A 14,460-nucleotide genomic window follows, 5' to 3' on the forward strand; every position below is an offset into this window, starting at 1 on the left:
AAAACTGTCAAGATTGCTTTTAAAACCAAGACTCGCGGCATCATTGAGCACTTGGCTATCGACTCGACAGGCTTAAAGGTTTACGGCGAAGGCGAGTGGAAAGTGAAAAAACATGGCACAGATGGCAAGCGCCGTGTATGGCGTAAGCTGCATATTGCTGTGGATACGCATAGCCATGAAATCATCGCCGCAGAACTGAGTTTATCCGGTGTAACAGACGCTGAAGTCATGCCGAATTTGCTCAAGCAAACCCATCGCAAAATCCGCAATATCTCAGGTGATGGTGCTTACGGAGTTTCGATTCTGCCGTCACTAAACATAATGGGATTACAACTGGTTCAAGAGGGTACTTTATATTGTATCGCCCATATCAGAGGAGGGGGCGACTTAGGTGAAATTTGGCACAACGGTGGTCAACTCGAAAAAAAATTAATAGCTGTACAGACTTAATATCTGTTTGCGAATTCTTCAAATCAAAAGATTCTAATTGTCATACACTATCTCTTGTAACTGGAAGTGCTGGTGTTATTCCTGTGGGTTATATATTAAACAAGACTAATTATATTGATAGAGTTATTTTTGATGCGCCATTTCTTGATGTATATGAATCACTTTGTGATTTGAGTCAACTTTATACTACATCTGATTGGAAGGAATTTGGAAATCCAATCGAGTCCGAACTATACAAAAATTCAATTCTAGAAATTTGTCCTTATTGTAATATTGAAAATAAGAAATATCCGGAAATGCTTTTCTTTATATCTTTAAATGATCAAAATGTACCATATACACAGTCTCTGAAATATATATCGAAGGTTAATTCATTTAAGAGCACGGCAAATAACATTTTCGTGGATATTGCTGAAAATGAAACACATTTTGGAACGACAATTAGGGACCGTAAAATGGTTAATATCTCAAAAAAGACTTTTTTATATTAGAGGGTAGTAAATGATGAAAAAATTCCTATTTTTAATTACAGTAATACTACTGCCTGGATGTTCTGCTCCTCTTATTTATATAGCAAATTCAGATAGTTATAAAGATAAGTTGGAGGTTTTGAAATCAAGTTTTCAAAACGATGGTTATGAAGTAAAAATAATTGACAATACAATTAGAGATCCTCATGATGATGTGCTTGTAATATTTAATCCGTCATTTTCAAAAAATAATGAACTTGATGAAATTCGTCAACTATTGAAGAAAAATGGTTTCAAAAATATTACCTTTTCAGACTTCAATAAATATAACCATTTTTATTCTGATAATCGGATGGAAATTTTTTTTCCGGTTAAAATATCTAATTCTCTACCTCAGACAATGCAGACTGAAAGTTGCAATGGAATTTATGGTATTTTGGAGTCAGACGATATAAATAAATTTATGAAAATCTCTTTTAACTTTGACGATGAATCTGAGAAAATCATAGAGGGTCATTATACGCTATCCTCTGATGGTGTTGGCAGATTAAAAACTTTAACAAACCAACCTATCAATTTTTCTTTAGCACACATCACGAAAAAAACTTTTTCTGGCGAAAAAAATGCTGATATAGTAACGTTTAGTAGTTTGAATGATAAAGCTATCCCAAATCAATGTTCTTTTATCGTGATTTATGAGTGACTGAATGAAGATAGGGTAATCCCCCCCGAAAATTAACAGCTGTGAAAAGTAGAATTTTCTCGTAAAGTTAGACGCAGGAGATTCGACATGAAAAAATCGCGATATACAGACAGTCAAATCATCGCCATTCTCAAGCAAGCAGAAGTGGGCACCCCGATTCCTGAGCTGTGCCGCGAACATGGCATGAGCAGTGCGACCTTTTATAAGTGGCGCGCAAAATACGGTGGCATGGATGCTTCCCTTATGGCTCGAATGAAGGCGCTTGAAGAGGAAAATCGGCGCTTGAAAAAGATGTACGCCGAAGAGCGCCTGAAGGCAGAAATCATCCAGGAAGCCATGGCAAAAAAGTGGTGAAGCCCTGTGAGCGGCGAACGCTTGCTCAGCAGTCAGTGGCGCTTCACGACATCAGCATTCGTTTTGCATGCCGAGTGTTTTCCGTCAGCGAAACTTGTTATCGATATCCACCGAAGTTGTGTGACGAAAACGCTGAAATTGCCGATTGGCTTATCAAGCTGACCGAAGCCGAGAATGATTGGGGCTTTGGCCTCTGCTTTGATTACTTGCGCAATGTGAAGGGCAAAGGCTGGAACCACAAACGCGTTTATCGCATCTATTGCGAGTTGGCACTGAACTTACGCATTCGTCCTAGACGACGGCTAAAACGTCACGCACCAGAGCCGTTGAAAGCACCGGTACGTGCTAACCAGGTATGGTCTGTGGATTTTATGCATGACCAATTGTCTGATGGTCGAAACTACCGTTTGTTTAACGTGATTGATGATTTTCGCCGTGAAGGACTCGCCATTGAAGTAGGCTTGTCATTGCCCTCATTACGCGTGATAAGAGCGCTGGAGCAGTTGTTAGAAGAACGGCCAACACCATCTGTCATTCGCTGTGATAACGGGCCTGAATTCATCAGTTCGGAATTTGTTAACTGGGCTAAACAACATCAAATCCGGATTGAGTACATCCAACCGGGCAAGCCTCAACAGAACGCGTATATTGAGCGACACAACAAAACGATACGTTACAGCTGGGTCAGCAAGTACTTGTTTGAGTCCATTAAAGAGGTACAAGATTATGCAACTCAATGGCTTTGGTTTTACAATCACGAAAGGCCGCACAAAGCCAACCATGGGCGACCACCTTTAATGGTCGTTTAACTTCTATTTTTAACTGCGGTTAAAAATGGGAGGATTACCATAAGGCGCTTTTGTCACTTCCCTCGTTAGGGGTTGGTCACACAGTGGTCACATTCGTGGCTCTTTGTGGCCGTCATGATATGAGTCGCCTCATTTTAGATTAAAAAAACAATCAACTCTCAAAATTGAATATAAATCTATGACAATGGCCGAAGGAGGGCGCTTTGACGTGATGGATAAAATTTTAACGTATTGATTTTACGATATTTGGTACACCCGAGTGGACTCGAACCACCGACCCCTACCATGTCAAGGTAGTGCTCTAACCAGCTGAGCTACGGGTGTATGAAGCGATTTTGGTACACCCGAGTGGACTCGAACCACCGACCCCTACCATGTCAAGGTAGTGCTCTAACCAGCTGAGCTACGGGTGTACACATTTATTATCTACTGCAGCAAAGGCAAGCACATTTACCGAGCCGATGCTGAGATGGCCGCTATATTAAAGTCCCCATCGGGATGCTGGCAAGTAAAAAAACCGTTTTTGGTGCCATATGCCGATTTGCTGCGCAACTTCAGGTGTCATTTGGCTCAAAAGACGATGTCACTTATCAAGCCGATGAGCTTGTGCCACCCGACGCTGTATGACCCGCAAACGCCAGGCATACAGCAATGCCGCCGTGGTTAAGCCGGCAATCAACCCGCTCCAGAAGCCGTAAGCGCCGAGCTCCGGGGTTAGCCAATCGGTATACGCCAGAATGTAACCCAGCGGCATGCCTATGCCCCAATAGGCAATTAGCGTGATGTAAAAAGCGCTGCGGGTATCTTTATAGCCACGCAAGGCCCCGGCAGAGATAACCTGCACGGAATCAGACAGCTGGTATAAAGCGGCCATCAACATCAACCCTGATGCCAGGGACACTACCTGGGGATTACTGTTGTACAGCAGGGCGATGGGCTCTCGCAGTAATACGGTTAACACTGCGGTGATGGAGGCCAGCATGAATCCCAGCAACAAGCCGATTTTGCTTACCATGGCAGACTGCTCCGGTTCATTGCGTCCCAAGTAATAACCCACGCGAATGGAAACGGCAATCCCGATGGACAGTGGCACCATGAAGATGATTGAAGAAAAGTTAAGGGCAATTTGGTGGCTGGCCACAACATTGGCGCCCAGTGGGGCCAGCAATAATGCAATGATGGAAAACAGGCTGACTTCAAAAAACAGCCCCAAAGCCACGGGCATGCCCATTTTGCTCATGTTGACCATGGTCTGCCATTGTGGCCGTTCAAATTTATCCAGTAAGCGGATGGCTTTAAATTTGGGATGAAACTGCATGTAAACAAACATGCTCAGGCACATGGCCCAAAAAACCAGAGAGGTTGCCACGCCGCAGCCGGCGCCGCCCATTGCCGGCAGGCCAAGATGACCATAGATGAAAATGTAATTGGCCGGAATATTAACCCCAAGGCCCACAAAACCAATCACCATGGCCGGCATGGTATAGGAAATGCCTTCACTGCAACTGCGCAATACCTGATAGATTAAAAATGCTGGGGCGCCCCATAAAATGCCTTGCATATAACGCTCAGTGACAAGGTACAACGCTGGCTCCAGGTCCATTCTGTCCAGGATGAAGTTGGCAGAACCGAGGAATAACATCACACCCAGTGCCCCGATTATGGCAATATAAACCCCCTGATATGCCAACGGGCGGATGCGGTCATTTTGATTGGCACCGAAATAGTGCGAAATCACCGGCGTAAAGGTCAACAGCAAACCGTTTACAAACAGGATGGCCGGTAGCCACAGACTGGTGCCAATAGCAACTGCCGCCATATCGGTAGCGCTAACACGTCCTGCCATCATGGTGTCGATAAAACCCATCATGGTTTGTGTTATCTGTGCCACCAAAACCGGTAAAGCGAGTTGAATAATGCGTTTGGCATGAAAAACTGACTGCGTCATGTCTGTCCTTTGAACTAGAGAGTAAAGCATGTTTACAGGTATTGTGCAGGCCCGCGGGAAAGTGCTGGCCATTGAGAAAAAACCAGGGTTACATACCCTGCAAATTGCGTTATCACCGGAGTTGCTGGAAGGGTTACAAACAGGTGCCAGTGTGGCCAATAACGGCGTATGCCTGACCGTGACGCAGGTGGGGCATGATAGGGCGTTTTTCGATGTAATGGAAGAGACCTTGAAATTGACCAACCTGGGAAGTCTGCAAGTGGGCGATGAGGTGAATCTGGAACGGTCATTAACCTTTGGCAAAGAGGTTGGCGGACACATTTTATCCGGGCATATTCATACCCAGGCAAAATTGATAAACGTTGACAGTGCCGAAAGCCATTATGACTTGCTGTTTGAACTCCCGGAAACCTGGATGAAATACGTATTTTATAAAGGGTTTATCGGTATAAACGGTTGCAGTTTAACTGTGGGTGAGGTTATGGCTAACCGGTTCAAAATCCATTTAATCCCGGAAACTTTGCGGCTGACGAATTTGGGTGATTATCAGCCTGGCATGCATGTGAACATTGAAATAGACAGCCAAACCCAAACCATTGTGGACACGGTGGAGCGGGTGTTAGCCCAACGGCTGACGTCGTAATCACCACAGGTGAGGGGACAGGTTTAATCAATAAAACTGTTCATCATCAGCGTCCACATGCAGTTCTATGCGCTGTAACTGATGATCAATGTGGACTCTGATATGAATGGGATTACAGCAAATGCGGCAATCGCTGTAAAACTCCTGATCGCCATTACTGGTATCAATATCCAATGTTTGTTGGTGGCCACAGTGGGGGCAGCAGATAGTTTGTTGTTTCATTGTCGGCCATCCTTTCACGATGATTCACGGGATATGTTCAGTATAGATGAGCACATCCCTGGTTGCCGTGTTGTGCATTAGCATCAAAAAATATGAACAAAAATAAATGAAAGGTAATGAATAAATATTTAAAACCAATAAAATCAATTAGTAAAAACAGATTAAATCATCATAAATATTCACCAGTAGACTTTCTATAAAGCAACTGTCTGTGATTGTCATGTCCAGGCACTTTCGTCCAAGGTGGCGAAGTTAGCACCGGTGATGGCCAGTTAATTGCAAAGGGTTGGTTTCTACCCGTGGCTGCATCAAGGATTTATGCCTAATTGGTTGCGCCAACAAAGGCTTATCCTTTAAAATCGATGGCTCGTTTTGGGGATGCCAAGGCTCCTGTATTGTCTTGCTCCACAAAAATGCACACGTTTTTCTTTTTATATTCAATGAATCAGCCAAGTGGCCCTGCGTGTGGGTCACCACTGGATTAAGGATTTTTCATGCCTGTTATTACTCTGCCAGACGGCAGCAAACGTGAATTTGCCCATCCCGTCTCGACCATGGACGTTGCTGCCGATATCGGTCCCGGCCTTGCCAAAGCTTGCATTGCCGGTCGTGTGAACGGCCAGTTACATGATGCTTGCGATCTGATAACCGAAGACGCCGAACTTTCTATCATTACCGTCAAAGATCAGGAAGGGCTGGAAATCATTCGCCACTCCTGTGCCCATTTGTTGGGACATGCCATCAAACAGTTATGGCCTGAAACCAAAATGGCCATCGGCCCGGTAATTGATAACGGCTTCTATTACGATGTGGATCTGGAGCATAAGCTGACCCAGGAAGATCTGGAAAAGCTGGAAGCTCGTATGCTGCAATTGGCCAAAACCGATTACGACGTTGTAAAACGCGTAGTGAGCTGGCAGGAAGCGCATGACGCCTTTGAACAGCGCGGTGAACCGTACAAAATGGCCATTCTGGATGAAAACATCAGTCAGGATGATCATCCGGCGCTTTACCATCACCAGGAATATACCGACATGTGCCGCGGTCCTCACGTGCCCAACATGCGGCTATGCCATCATTTTAAATTGATGAATATTGCCGGGGCCTACTGGCGCGGCAACTCAGATAACAAAATGCTGCAGCGCATTTACGGCACTGCCTGGGGTGACAAAAAAGCCCTTAAAGCCTATTTGCAACGGCTGGAAGAAGCCGCCAAGCGAGACCACCGTAAAATCGGTAAACAGCTTGATTTGTACCACATGCAGGAAGAAGCCCCCGGCATGGTGTTCTGGCATCATGACGGCTGGAGCATTTTCCGGGAGCTGGAACGTTTTGTTCGCATCAAACTGGATGAATACGATTATCAGGAAGTGAAAGGTCCGTTCATGATGGACCGGGTATTGTGGGAACGTTCGGGCCACTGGGACAAATATGCTGAAGCCATGTTTACCACCTCCAGTGAAAACCGTGAGTATGCCATCAAGCCCATGAACTGCCCAGGACACGTGCAGATTTTCAACCAGGGGTTGAAATCCTATCGTGACCTGCCGTTGCGCATGGCGGAATTTGGCAGCTGCCACCGTAATGAACCCTCAGGTTCTTTGCACGGGTTAATGCGTGTACGTGGCTTTACCCAGGACGATGCCCACATCTTCTGTGCTGAAGAGCAAGTTCAGCAAGAAGTCAGTAGCTGTATCCAAATGGTTTACGATATCTATTCCACCTTTGGCTTTAAGAATATCGCCGTAAAATTATCGACCCGCCCTGAAAAGCGCATCGGTGATGATGCCATGTGGGATCAGGCAGAAGCCGCACTCAAGCAAGCACTGGCCAATAACCATATTGAATATGAAATTCTGCCGGGTGAGGGCGCTTTTTACGGCCCCAAGATTGAATTTACCCTGCATGATTGCCTGGATAGGGCATGGCAGTGCGGTACCGTGCAGCTGGATTACGCCTTGCCTGGCCGCTTAGGGGCCACTTATGTTGCTGAAGACAACAGCCGCCAAGTGCCCGTGATGATCCACCGCGCCATTTTGGGATCACTGGAACGTTTCATCGGCATTCTGATTGAAGAATATGCCGGGAAATTCCCGGTATGGCTGGCACCAGCCCAGGTTGTAGTCATGAATATTACCGACAAGCAGTCTGATTATGTTGAAGAAGTCGTCTCTCGCTTCAAGTCTTGTGGCATAAGAGCCGGTAAGGACTTGAGAAACGAGAAGATTGGCTTTAAAATACGCGAGCACACATTGCGACGGGTTCCTTATTTGCTGGTTGTTGGTGATCAGGAAATGGAAAACCAAGAAGTTGCAGTACGCACCCGGAACGGGGTCGACTTGGGTAAAATGAGCATTGATGCATTTATTACCAAAGTAACTGAAGAGATTTCGCTCCGTAGTCTTGAATTGTTGGAGGAATAGGTCATAAAGATCAAAAAAACAGCAGGCCGTCAGGCGGCCCCAAACCGAATCAATGATGAAATCACAGGCGTATCAGAAGTACGTTTGGTCGGAATTGAAGGAGAGGCTATCGGTGTCGTAGGGATCCGACAAGCCCAAGAGCAGGCTGATGACGCCGGAGTGGATCTGGTAGAAATTAGCCCCAATGCTGAGCCGCCTGTATGCCGTATCATGGACTACGGTAAATTTTTGTTCGACAAGGCAAAAGCCCAAAAGGAACAAAAGAAGAAGCAGAAACAGGTCCAGGTAAAGGAAATCAAATTCCGTCCTGGTACTGATGAAAACGACTATCAGGTAAAACTACGCAACCTGATTCGTTTTCTTGAAGACGGAGACAAAGCGAAAGTTACGCTGCGTTTCCGCGGGCGAGAACTGGCACATCAAGGGTTAGGTATGGAACTGATGAACCGTATCAAAGCCGATCTTGATGAAGTTGCAGTGGTTGAATCCTTCCCCAAAATGGAAGGCCGTCAAGCTGTAATGGTGCTAGCGCCAAAGAAAAAATAGTAAGGCAATCAAAGTAGTGAGGGTTTATCCCAAACTCGCCTTGCGTTTTATTAATTATCCCAATGCGGAGTTTTAGTAATGCCTAAAATGAAAACCGACAAGGGTGTAGCAAAGCGTTTTAAGAAAACCGCTAATGGTTTCAAACGCAAACAAGCACATCTGCGTCACATTCTGACCAAGAAGAGCACCAAGCGTAAGCGTCACCTGCGCGCTAAGTGTTTAGTTGCTAAAGTAGACGTGCCAGCAATCGCACGCCAACTGCCATACGCTTAGTAGGAGGATTGAAAGATGCCAAGAGTTAAGCGTGGTGTAACTGCACGTGCTCGTCACAAGAAAGTTCTGAAACTTGCCAAAGGTTACTACGGTGCCCGTTCACGTACTTACCGTGTAGCGGTACAGGCCGTAACCAAAGCAGGTCAATATGCCTATCGTGACCGTCGTCAGAAAAAACGTCAATTCCGTCAACTGTGGATCGCACGTATTAACGCTGCTTCCCGTCAGAACGGTTTGTCTTACAGCCGTTTCATCAACGGTCTGAAGAAAGCTTCTATCGAAATCGATCGTAAGATTTTGGCAGATATCGCTGTATTCGACAAAGTTGTATTTGCAACTTTGGTAGAAAAAGCCAAAGACGCGCTTTCTAACTAAGACAACGATGATATTGCGAAAGGGGTCATTCATTTGACCCCTTTTTTATTGTCTTTTGTCCTGTTCTGTCCTGAAATACGTTGCCATAAATTATTTCTCTTTATCAATGTAACCCCAACCAATTTAAACCATGGGTACACTTAATCTGACGATACCTAATTCTTTAAGCCTGCAATGAATGTCGACAATTTCATCGCATAACATCGGTTGGCATCGATAAATAACAAGCTTTGCAGGTGACGTGCCGTCTAGACATTTTCCAATGTCACTAATGACGGGTGTGGAGAAGATCCAAAACAAGCCTTAGTGTAATTGCTATTAGAGAATCTGGCAGAGTAACCGCTAAGCAGTCTAGGAAGGTGCGTTAGAAAGGTAGTGTTAGCTTCGTGGCTTGCAAAGATGCACCGACACATCAATGTACCCGGCGCTATAAAACGTGGTGGCCAAAATGACTTGACCACTACAGACGATGATATGGCAGATTTAATCCAGACGTTTATCGCAGGTGTCGGCTGGGATACGTTCAAATCTAAAGACCAGATGTACTCAGAACTGCACAGCGAATATGGTGAAGTTGAAATCATCGCGTTGACATCTGAACTGTATGCCCAAATGTTGGCCAGTGGTGAGTTCGAGGGTTACGATCCCTAGAGACGTTGTCGCCGGTGCTGACTGCGATGCCAGCGAAGGCGGAGCGGACAGCACTGGCAACTGCCAATCACACAGCCTAAATCCCAAGCAGCTACACAGCATCACATATAAATGCGCACAATGTATATTATGTTAAATAGAGTGTGATGAGATTTGGTATATGTGTCTTTATTTATGTCGATGACAAATAAAAACTGAATTAGTCCTGCTCACTTTTCAATCATGTCTAAATCCAGCTATATTTGATCTGGTCATCTTTGTTAATCAAGCCAACTCACACAAACAGGCTTAAAGGTTTTTCATCTAAACAATATATTAGGACGTAACGATGATTTTAAAACAAGATCCTCGCTGTTACACCGATGTATGCGTTCAAGGTAAGTGGTTTCATTATGACCACTGCACAACGAACGTTTACATGCTAAACGGTGGCGCCTCTTGCTACTTTGAACTCGATAAGATCCCAAATACTGAAGATGAATTAATAGCGTTACTCAACGAACGATTTGAGCCTTAGTTACTCATGCCCAGTTAAGCAGCGCTCAGCATGGTGCGCCTTTTGAGTGAATATGGCGCGAGACACTCATTGTGCTGGGCGTCCGATGTGTAAATGTCGGCTGCCTATCACGATACACTGTCACCATGCATGATCGTGAACTGGGCCAGCCCCTGTCCGGCCTACGTCTTACACACTTTTCAATTGACAAGCGCAAGCGGTTACGGATTGGATGTACGATATATAGCTGCGCCGGTAAACCGTTGCAATCGCATCAGGGAAGCCTTTGAGACCGCCAACACCGGCGATGAGGATATTCTTTTACGCCAGGATTTTTCAGCGCATTCATCACTGACAGCCAGAACTTGGCACCCTCAGCTCCCTCTTACCAGATAGATGGATTTGCTTGGGATGCTATCGGAGTTGCGGCTATGGCAGATAGTTTGTATGAAATGTTGGGATTTAATCAGGACATGGGGAACATGGCGGTAATTGACTGCACTAAAAGCAAAACGGGGATCAGTAATTTACTGATCCCCGTTCTTTAATATGGCGGTGAAGGAGGGATTCGAACCCTCGATACGTTGCCGTATACACACTTTCCAGGCGTGCTCCTTCAGCCACTCGGACACCTCACCACAGGATGTTTTAATGTTCATCCAACATTTTTGTCAGCGCTCTAGGCCTGTTGTGCCTTGCTGACGGAGCGGTACTTTACGCAAAAGCATTTGTTGGGTCAAGAGAAAATGTCATTCGCCTCTTCGTTTGGGTATTTGCTGAACAAGTGCCTGATTTTAATCCGCTGAAACATTAAATTTACGCACTTCTTCGCTCATTTTGTCTGCTTCGTTCACCAATCGGTGATTGAGTTCGCTAAATTCTGCGGTAATACCCTGGGTATGACGATAGATATCGCTGATTTTCATGGCGTTACGATTGACCTCTTCGGCAACTACGGATTGTTCATGGGTTGCCGCCGCAATTTGTTCATTCATGCTTTCAATGGCTTCCACGTGAGACACGATTTCATGGAGTTCCTGCCCGGCGTTTTGTGCCTCTATTACACTGTTTTTTGCCATGCTCTGGCCTTTGGATATGGCATCAAGGGCATTTACCGCGCCAGTTTTCAACCGTTCAATAATGCTGCGAATGTCTTCCGTGGAGGATTGGGAACGTTGTGCCAGATTACGCACTTCATCAGCCACAACCGCAAAACCGCGGCCCATATCCCCTGCCCTGGCAGCTTCAATGGCGGCATTAAGCGCCAACAGGTTGGTTTGTTCGGCGATGGCACTAATGACTTCCAGTACGTTAACAATGCCATGGATATCACTATCCAGTTGCCTAAAGGCCGTGGCGGCTTCCTCAATCTCATCGGCCAGTGCCAACATGGCATGTGCTGTGGCCGAGACTTCATCATTGCCTTTTTTGGCTTTTTGCGAGGTATCGCGGGAAGCGTCGGCCACCTGTATGGCGTTATTGGCAATTTCCTGTACGGTGGAGCTCATTTCGGTCATGGCTGATGCCACTTGTTCGGTTTCGCTGGTGCCTTCGGTAACATAATCATCAAGTTGTGATGAATGCTGGTTGAGGCTATCAACCACCTGTAGCAGGGTTTTGTTGCTGGTTCTCACATTGGTGATGATACGTTCGAAATCACTCATCATGTCATTGAAGGCGTTGGCAACCCCTCCAAGTTCATCGGTGCTGGCAACCTCAATGCGCTGGGTTAAATCAAATTCTTTGCGGGCTGTGGTCATCCCCAGGTGGATGTTTTTCAGCTGTTTACCAATAGCGCGTTGAATGCCCAGCGAGATAACGGCAGCCAGCAAAATTCCGCCAAGAATGATGGCGCCCAACCCCCAACTGCGGGTTAATAGTTGCTGATGTAGCGCTGCGGTATCATCAATCAGTTGCTTTGACAGGGTTTGTTCAAATTCCCGCATCAGTTCAATGCGTTTGGTGGATGCACCAAACCAGGCTTCTGGGGATTCAAGACGGATATCCCTGGCATTTTGCGTGAAGGCCACCTTGCGGTAGCGCTCAACTTCTGCCACTGCCGGTTGTTGCAGCAAGGTAGTGTAGCGGCTGCGCATCTTCTGCGACGTTAATGCAAGAAAACGCTGCTGGAAACTGTTTTGCTCGGCCACCAAGGTCACAAAGCGGGTATAGGCATTACCGTTAAAGCCCTCCCGCCCAAAGGTGGCACTGAGAATGGCTCGTTCAATGCCTGCTCGCTCTTTCATTAACAGGTATGCAGAAAATGCGGCGGCATCAATGGCAATGGTTTTATCCCCGCCGGCCTTTACTGTGTCATCCACAATGGAGAGCAATAAGGCATTCAGCTGTGTGTAGTAATCCACCTCATCCTTAACGGTAATATTCAGCGCTGAAACCTGGCTGCGGATGGTGGTTAGTTTTCCCAGTTGATGGGTCACTTCTGTCAGCTCGGCGGCAAAGTTTTCAGGTAACACGTGATGTTTTATGAAGTCATTAAATGCCTGCAGCTTGGTGTCGGTCAGTTGCCGCTGTGTGGGTAATTTATCGGCAAAAGCGTTTCCGTTAGCCCCGATATAACCGGCGCTCATGCCCCGCTCTTTTTGTAACTCATGCACCAGGTCACTGTTCACTTTTGCCAGGTCACTCAGGGCTATTACGCGGTTGGCGCTTTGTGCCTGTGATAGATATTGAAAAACCAACATACCGCCGAAAACAATCGCAAAAAGAAAGGAAGGAACAATGACCAGCAGAAATTTGAGACGTAACGGAAGATTGCGAATCCATTGCCAATTCATGGTGGTTCCTCTGACAGTACAGTGAAAAGGAAGAGACGTTTTAATAACGAATTCAGTATAGTCAGCTTTAACTTATGTCGTTATTTTTCTTACATGAAAAAGCCCGGGCGAACCCGGGCTGATAACTGGAGGGAGGTAAAGCTTAAGGCTTAGGCATTCCCCTTAACCTGTAACTTGAGTTCGGCGGCAAAATCCAGCATTCGTTGCAAAGGAAGCAGTGCTTGTTGGCGCAAGGCTTCCTCAACTTCAATTTCATGGTGCTGGGGATTGGTTGTGGCCAGAGCATTGGCAATGGTTTTCAGTCCGTTCATGGCCATCCACGGGCAATGGGCACAGCTGCGGCAAGTGGCCCCAACACCGCCGGTGGGCGCCTCTAATAACTGTTTATGGGGCACCATTTGCTGCATTTTATAAAAAATGCCCCTGTCGGTTGCCACTATCAAGGTATCGTTATTCAGAGTTTGAGCCGCCTGGATCAACTGGCTGGTTGACCCCACTGCATCGGCCATGGCTACCACGCTTGCAGGGGATTCTGGATGCACCAGAATGGCGGCTTGCGGATGTTGTGCCTTTAACTGTCGTAAAGCGTTGGCTTTAAATTCATCATGCACCACACATTCGCCCTGCCATAACAGCATGTCGGCACCGGTTTGTTTTTGGATATAACCGCCAAGGTGGCGATCCGGTCCCCAGATGATTTTTTTGCCCTGACTATCCAAGTGCTCAACGATTTCCAGCGCTATGCTGGAGGTGACCACCCAGTCTGCCCGGGCCTTGACGGCAGCTGAAGTATTGGCATAAACCACCACGGTACGCTCGGGATGGGCATCGCAAAATGCGGCAAAATCCGTGATGGGGCAGCCGACATCCAGCGAGCAGGTAGCCTCCAGTGTGGGCATCAGGATGGTCTTTTCCGGGCTCAAGATTTTAGCGGTTTCGCCCATGAATTTTACCCCGGCCACAATCAGTGTTTGTGCAGGGTGGGCTTTGCCAAAACGGGCCATTTCCAGAGAATCGGAAACACAGCCGCCGGTTTCTTCTGCCAATGCCTGAATTTCAGGATCGGTATAGTAATGGGCAATCAGCACGGCGTTTTTTTGTTGTAGCAACTGTTTTATCTGTTCTCTGTAATGAGATTTTTCAGTCGCTGTTAACGGTGCTTGTTTGGCTGGGAATGGATATGAATAAGAAACAGGGTTATCGGCTGACCTTTGCATAACATACAACGCAAATAACAAATTGTCCGATAAGTATACGGAAAATGTCACGTAACCGTAACTGTTTTGTGGCAGCGGTGATAAA

General features: G+C 46.3%; 13 protein-coding genes, 3 tRNA genes and 2 pseudogenes. 10 read left to right on the plus strand and 8 right to left on the minus strand.

Going from position 1 to position 14,460, the window contains the following annotated elements:
- The 4 genes and pseudogenes from ACIDEJ_RS04290 to ACIDEJ_RS04305 all read left to right on the plus strand — a co-directional run.
- Window positions 1–291, plus strand: a pseudogene (locus ACIDEJ_RS04290) (transposase); the annotation flags it as partial.
- A gap of 107 nt (window positions 292–398) precedes the next feature.
- A complete protein-coding gene (locus ACIDEJ_RS04295) occupies window positions 399–941 on the plus strand; it encodes a prolyl oligopeptidase family serine peptidase (protein ID WP_411986868.1) in 543 nt (180 codons plus the stop codon).
- Window positions 942–951: 10 nt separating this feature from the next.
- Window positions 952–1,623 (plus strand): hypothetical protein, encoded by a 672-nt coding sequence (locus ACIDEJ_RS04300; RefSeq protein ID WP_411986869.1) that lies wholly within the window; start codon window positions 952–954, stop codon window positions 1,621–1,623.
- An 87-nt stretch (window positions 1,624–1,710) separates the two neighbouring features.
- Window positions 1,711–2,786 (plus strand): IS3 family transposase gene (locus ACIDEJ_RS04305; RefSeq protein ID WP_411986870.1). Its coding sequence is split into 2 segments (ribosomal slippage): window positions 1,711–1,963 and window positions 1,963–2,786, totalling 1,077 coding nucleotides; the frame shifts between segments, so codons are not numbered across the junction.
- A 247-nt stretch (window positions 2,787–3,033) separates the two neighbouring features.
- Here ACIDEJ_RS04305 and ACIDEJ_RS04310 read toward each other — a convergent pair.
- From ACIDEJ_RS04310 to ACIDEJ_RS04320, 3 genes are all read right to left on the minus strand, one after another.
- Window positions 3,034–3,110, minus strand: a tRNA-Val gene (locus tag ACIDEJ_RS04310).
- A gap of 12 nt (window positions 3,111–3,122) precedes the next feature.
- A tRNA-Val gene (locus ACIDEJ_RS04315) sits at window positions 3,123–3,199 on the minus strand.
- 170 nt (window positions 3,200–3,369) lie between these two features.
- Entirely contained in the window at window positions 3,370–4,734 is a 1,365-nt protein-coding gene (locus ACIDEJ_RS04320; protein ID WP_411986871.1) for an MATE family efflux transporter, read from the minus strand.
- A gap of 28 nt (window positions 4,735–4,762) precedes the next feature.
- Between ACIDEJ_RS04320 and ACIDEJ_RS04325 the strand changes: the two genes are divergently transcribed.
- Window positions 4,763–5,377, plus strand: coding sequence for a riboflavin synthase subunit alpha (locus tag ACIDEJ_RS04325; RefSeq protein WP_411986872.1), 615 nt, complete (start codon window positions 4,763–4,765; stop codon window positions 5,375–5,377).
- A 27-nt stretch (window positions 5,378–5,404) separates the two neighbouring features.
- Here the strand turns inward: ACIDEJ_RS04325 and ACIDEJ_RS04330 are convergent, their stop codons facing one another.
- On the minus strand, window positions 5,405–5,599 hold the full coding sequence (locus ACIDEJ_RS04330) for a CPXCG motif-containing cysteine-rich protein (RefSeq protein ID WP_411986873.1): 195 nt from the start codon (window positions 5,597–5,599) through the stop codon (window positions 5,405–5,407).
- Between the two features lie 494 nt (window positions 5,600–6,093).
- Between ACIDEJ_RS04330 and thrS the strand changes: the two genes are divergently transcribed.
- From thrS to ACIDEJ_RS04355, 5 genes are all read left to right on the plus strand, one after another.
- Complete coding sequence (thrS, locus tag ACIDEJ_RS04335) at window positions 6,094–8,022, plus strand: threonine--tRNA ligase (RefSeq protein WP_411986874.1); 1,929 nt, start codon at window positions 6,094–6,096, stop codon at window positions 8,020–8,022.
- Between the two features lie 3 nt (window positions 8,023–8,025).
- A complete protein-coding gene (gene infC, locus ACIDEJ_RS04340) occupies window positions 8,026–8,568 on the plus strand; it encodes a translation initiation factor IF-3 (protein WP_411987098.1) in 543 nt (180 codons plus the stop codon).
- Window positions 8,569–8,646: 78 nt separating this feature from the next.
- Window positions 8,647–8,841: a 50S ribosomal protein L35 gene (gene rpmI, locus ACIDEJ_RS04345; protein ID WP_411986875.1), complete on the plus strand. Its 195-nt coding sequence runs from the start codon at window positions 8,647–8,649 to the stop codon at window positions 8,839–8,841.
- Window positions 8,842–8,856: 15 nt separating this feature from the next.
- A complete protein-coding gene (gene rplT / locus ACIDEJ_RS04350) occupies window positions 8,857–9,216 on the plus strand; it encodes a 50S ribosomal protein L20 (protein ID WP_411986876.1) in 360 nt (119 codons plus the stop codon).
- Window positions 9,217–9,690: 474 nt separating this feature from the next.
- Window positions 9,691–9,867 (plus strand): hypothetical protein, encoded by a 177-nt coding sequence (locus ACIDEJ_RS04355; RefSeq protein WP_411986877.1) that lies wholly within the window; start codon window positions 9,691–9,693, stop codon window positions 9,865–9,867.
- A gap of 707 nt (window positions 9,868–10,574) precedes the next feature.
- Here the strand turns inward: ACIDEJ_RS04355 and ACIDEJ_RS04360 are convergent.
- From ACIDEJ_RS04360 to nadA, 4 genes and pseudogenes are all read right to left on the minus strand, one after another.
- Window positions 10,575–10,742, minus strand: a pseudogene (locus ACIDEJ_RS04360) (transposase); the annotation flags it as partial.
- Window positions 10,743–10,913: 171 nt separating this feature from the next.
- Window positions 10,914–11,001 (minus strand) — tRNA-Ser (locus ACIDEJ_RS04365).
- Window positions 11,002–11,157: 156 nt separating this feature from the next.
- Window positions 11,158–13,158 carry a methyl-accepting chemotaxis protein gene (locus ACIDEJ_RS04370; RefSeq protein ID WP_411986878.1) on the minus strand — a complete coding sequence of 667 codons (2,001 nt, stop codon included), beginning with the start codon at window positions 13,156–13,158 and terminating at the stop codon, window positions 11,158–11,160.
- Between the two features lie 149 nt (window positions 13,159–13,307).
- On the minus strand, window positions 13,308–14,375 hold the full coding sequence (gene nadA, locus ACIDEJ_RS04375; protein ID WP_411986879.1) for a quinolinate synthase NadA: 1,068 nt from the start codon (window positions 14,373–14,375) through the stop codon (window positions 13,308–13,310).
- Window positions 14,376–14,460 lie beyond the last annotated feature (85 nt).

Origin of the sequence: Shewanella mytili, assembly GCF_046765975.1 — a bacterium.
Classification (GTDB): domain Bacteria; phylum Pseudomonadota; class Gammaproteobacteria; order Enterobacterales; family Shewanellaceae; genus Shewanella; species Shewanella mytili.

What these genes read in the sequence shown, in the direction of transcription:
- ACIDEJ_RS04330 (WP_411986873.1), bottom strand. Translation starts at nt 5,599, where the DNA reads ATGAAACAACAAACTATCTGCTGCCCCCACTGTGGCCACCAACAAACA.
- thrS (WP_411986874.1), top strand. Translation starts at nt 6,094, where the DNA reads ATGCCTGTTATTACTCTGCCAGACGGCAGCAAACGTGAATTTGCCCAT.
- rplT (WP_411986876.1), top strand. Translation starts at nt 8,857, where the DNA reads ATGCCAAGAGTTAAGCGTGGTGTAACTGCACGTGCTCGTCACAAGAAA.
- rpmI (WP_411986875.1), top strand. Translation starts at nt 8,647, where the DNA reads ATGCCTAAAATGAAAACCGACAAGGGTGTAGCAAAGCGTTTTAAGAAA.
- ACIDEJ_RS04320 (WP_411986871.1), bottom strand. Translation starts at nt 4,734, where the DNA reads ATGACGCAGTCAGTTTTTCATGCCAAACGCATTATTCAACTCGCTTTA.
- ACIDEJ_RS04370 (WP_411986878.1), bottom strand. Translation starts at nt 13,158, where the DNA reads ATGAATTGGCAATGGATTCGCAATCTTCCGTTACGTCTCAAATTTCTG.
- ACIDEJ_RS04300 (WP_411986869.1), top strand. Translation starts at nt 952, where the DNA reads ATGATGAAAAAATTCCTATTTTTAATTACAGTAATACTACTGCCTGGA.
- nadA (WP_411986879.1), bottom strand. Translation starts at nt 14,375, where the DNA reads ATGCAAAGGTCAGCCGATAACCCTGTTTCTTATTCATATCCATTCCCA.
- ACIDEJ_RS04355 (WP_411986877.1), top strand. Translation starts at nt 9,691, where the DNA reads ATGGCAGATTTAATCCAGACGTTTATCGCAGGTGTCGGCTGGGATACG.
- ACIDEJ_RS04325 (WP_411986872.1), top strand. Translation starts at nt 4,763, where the DNA reads ATGTTTACAGGTATTGTGCAGGCCCGCGGGAAAGTGCTGGCCATTGAG.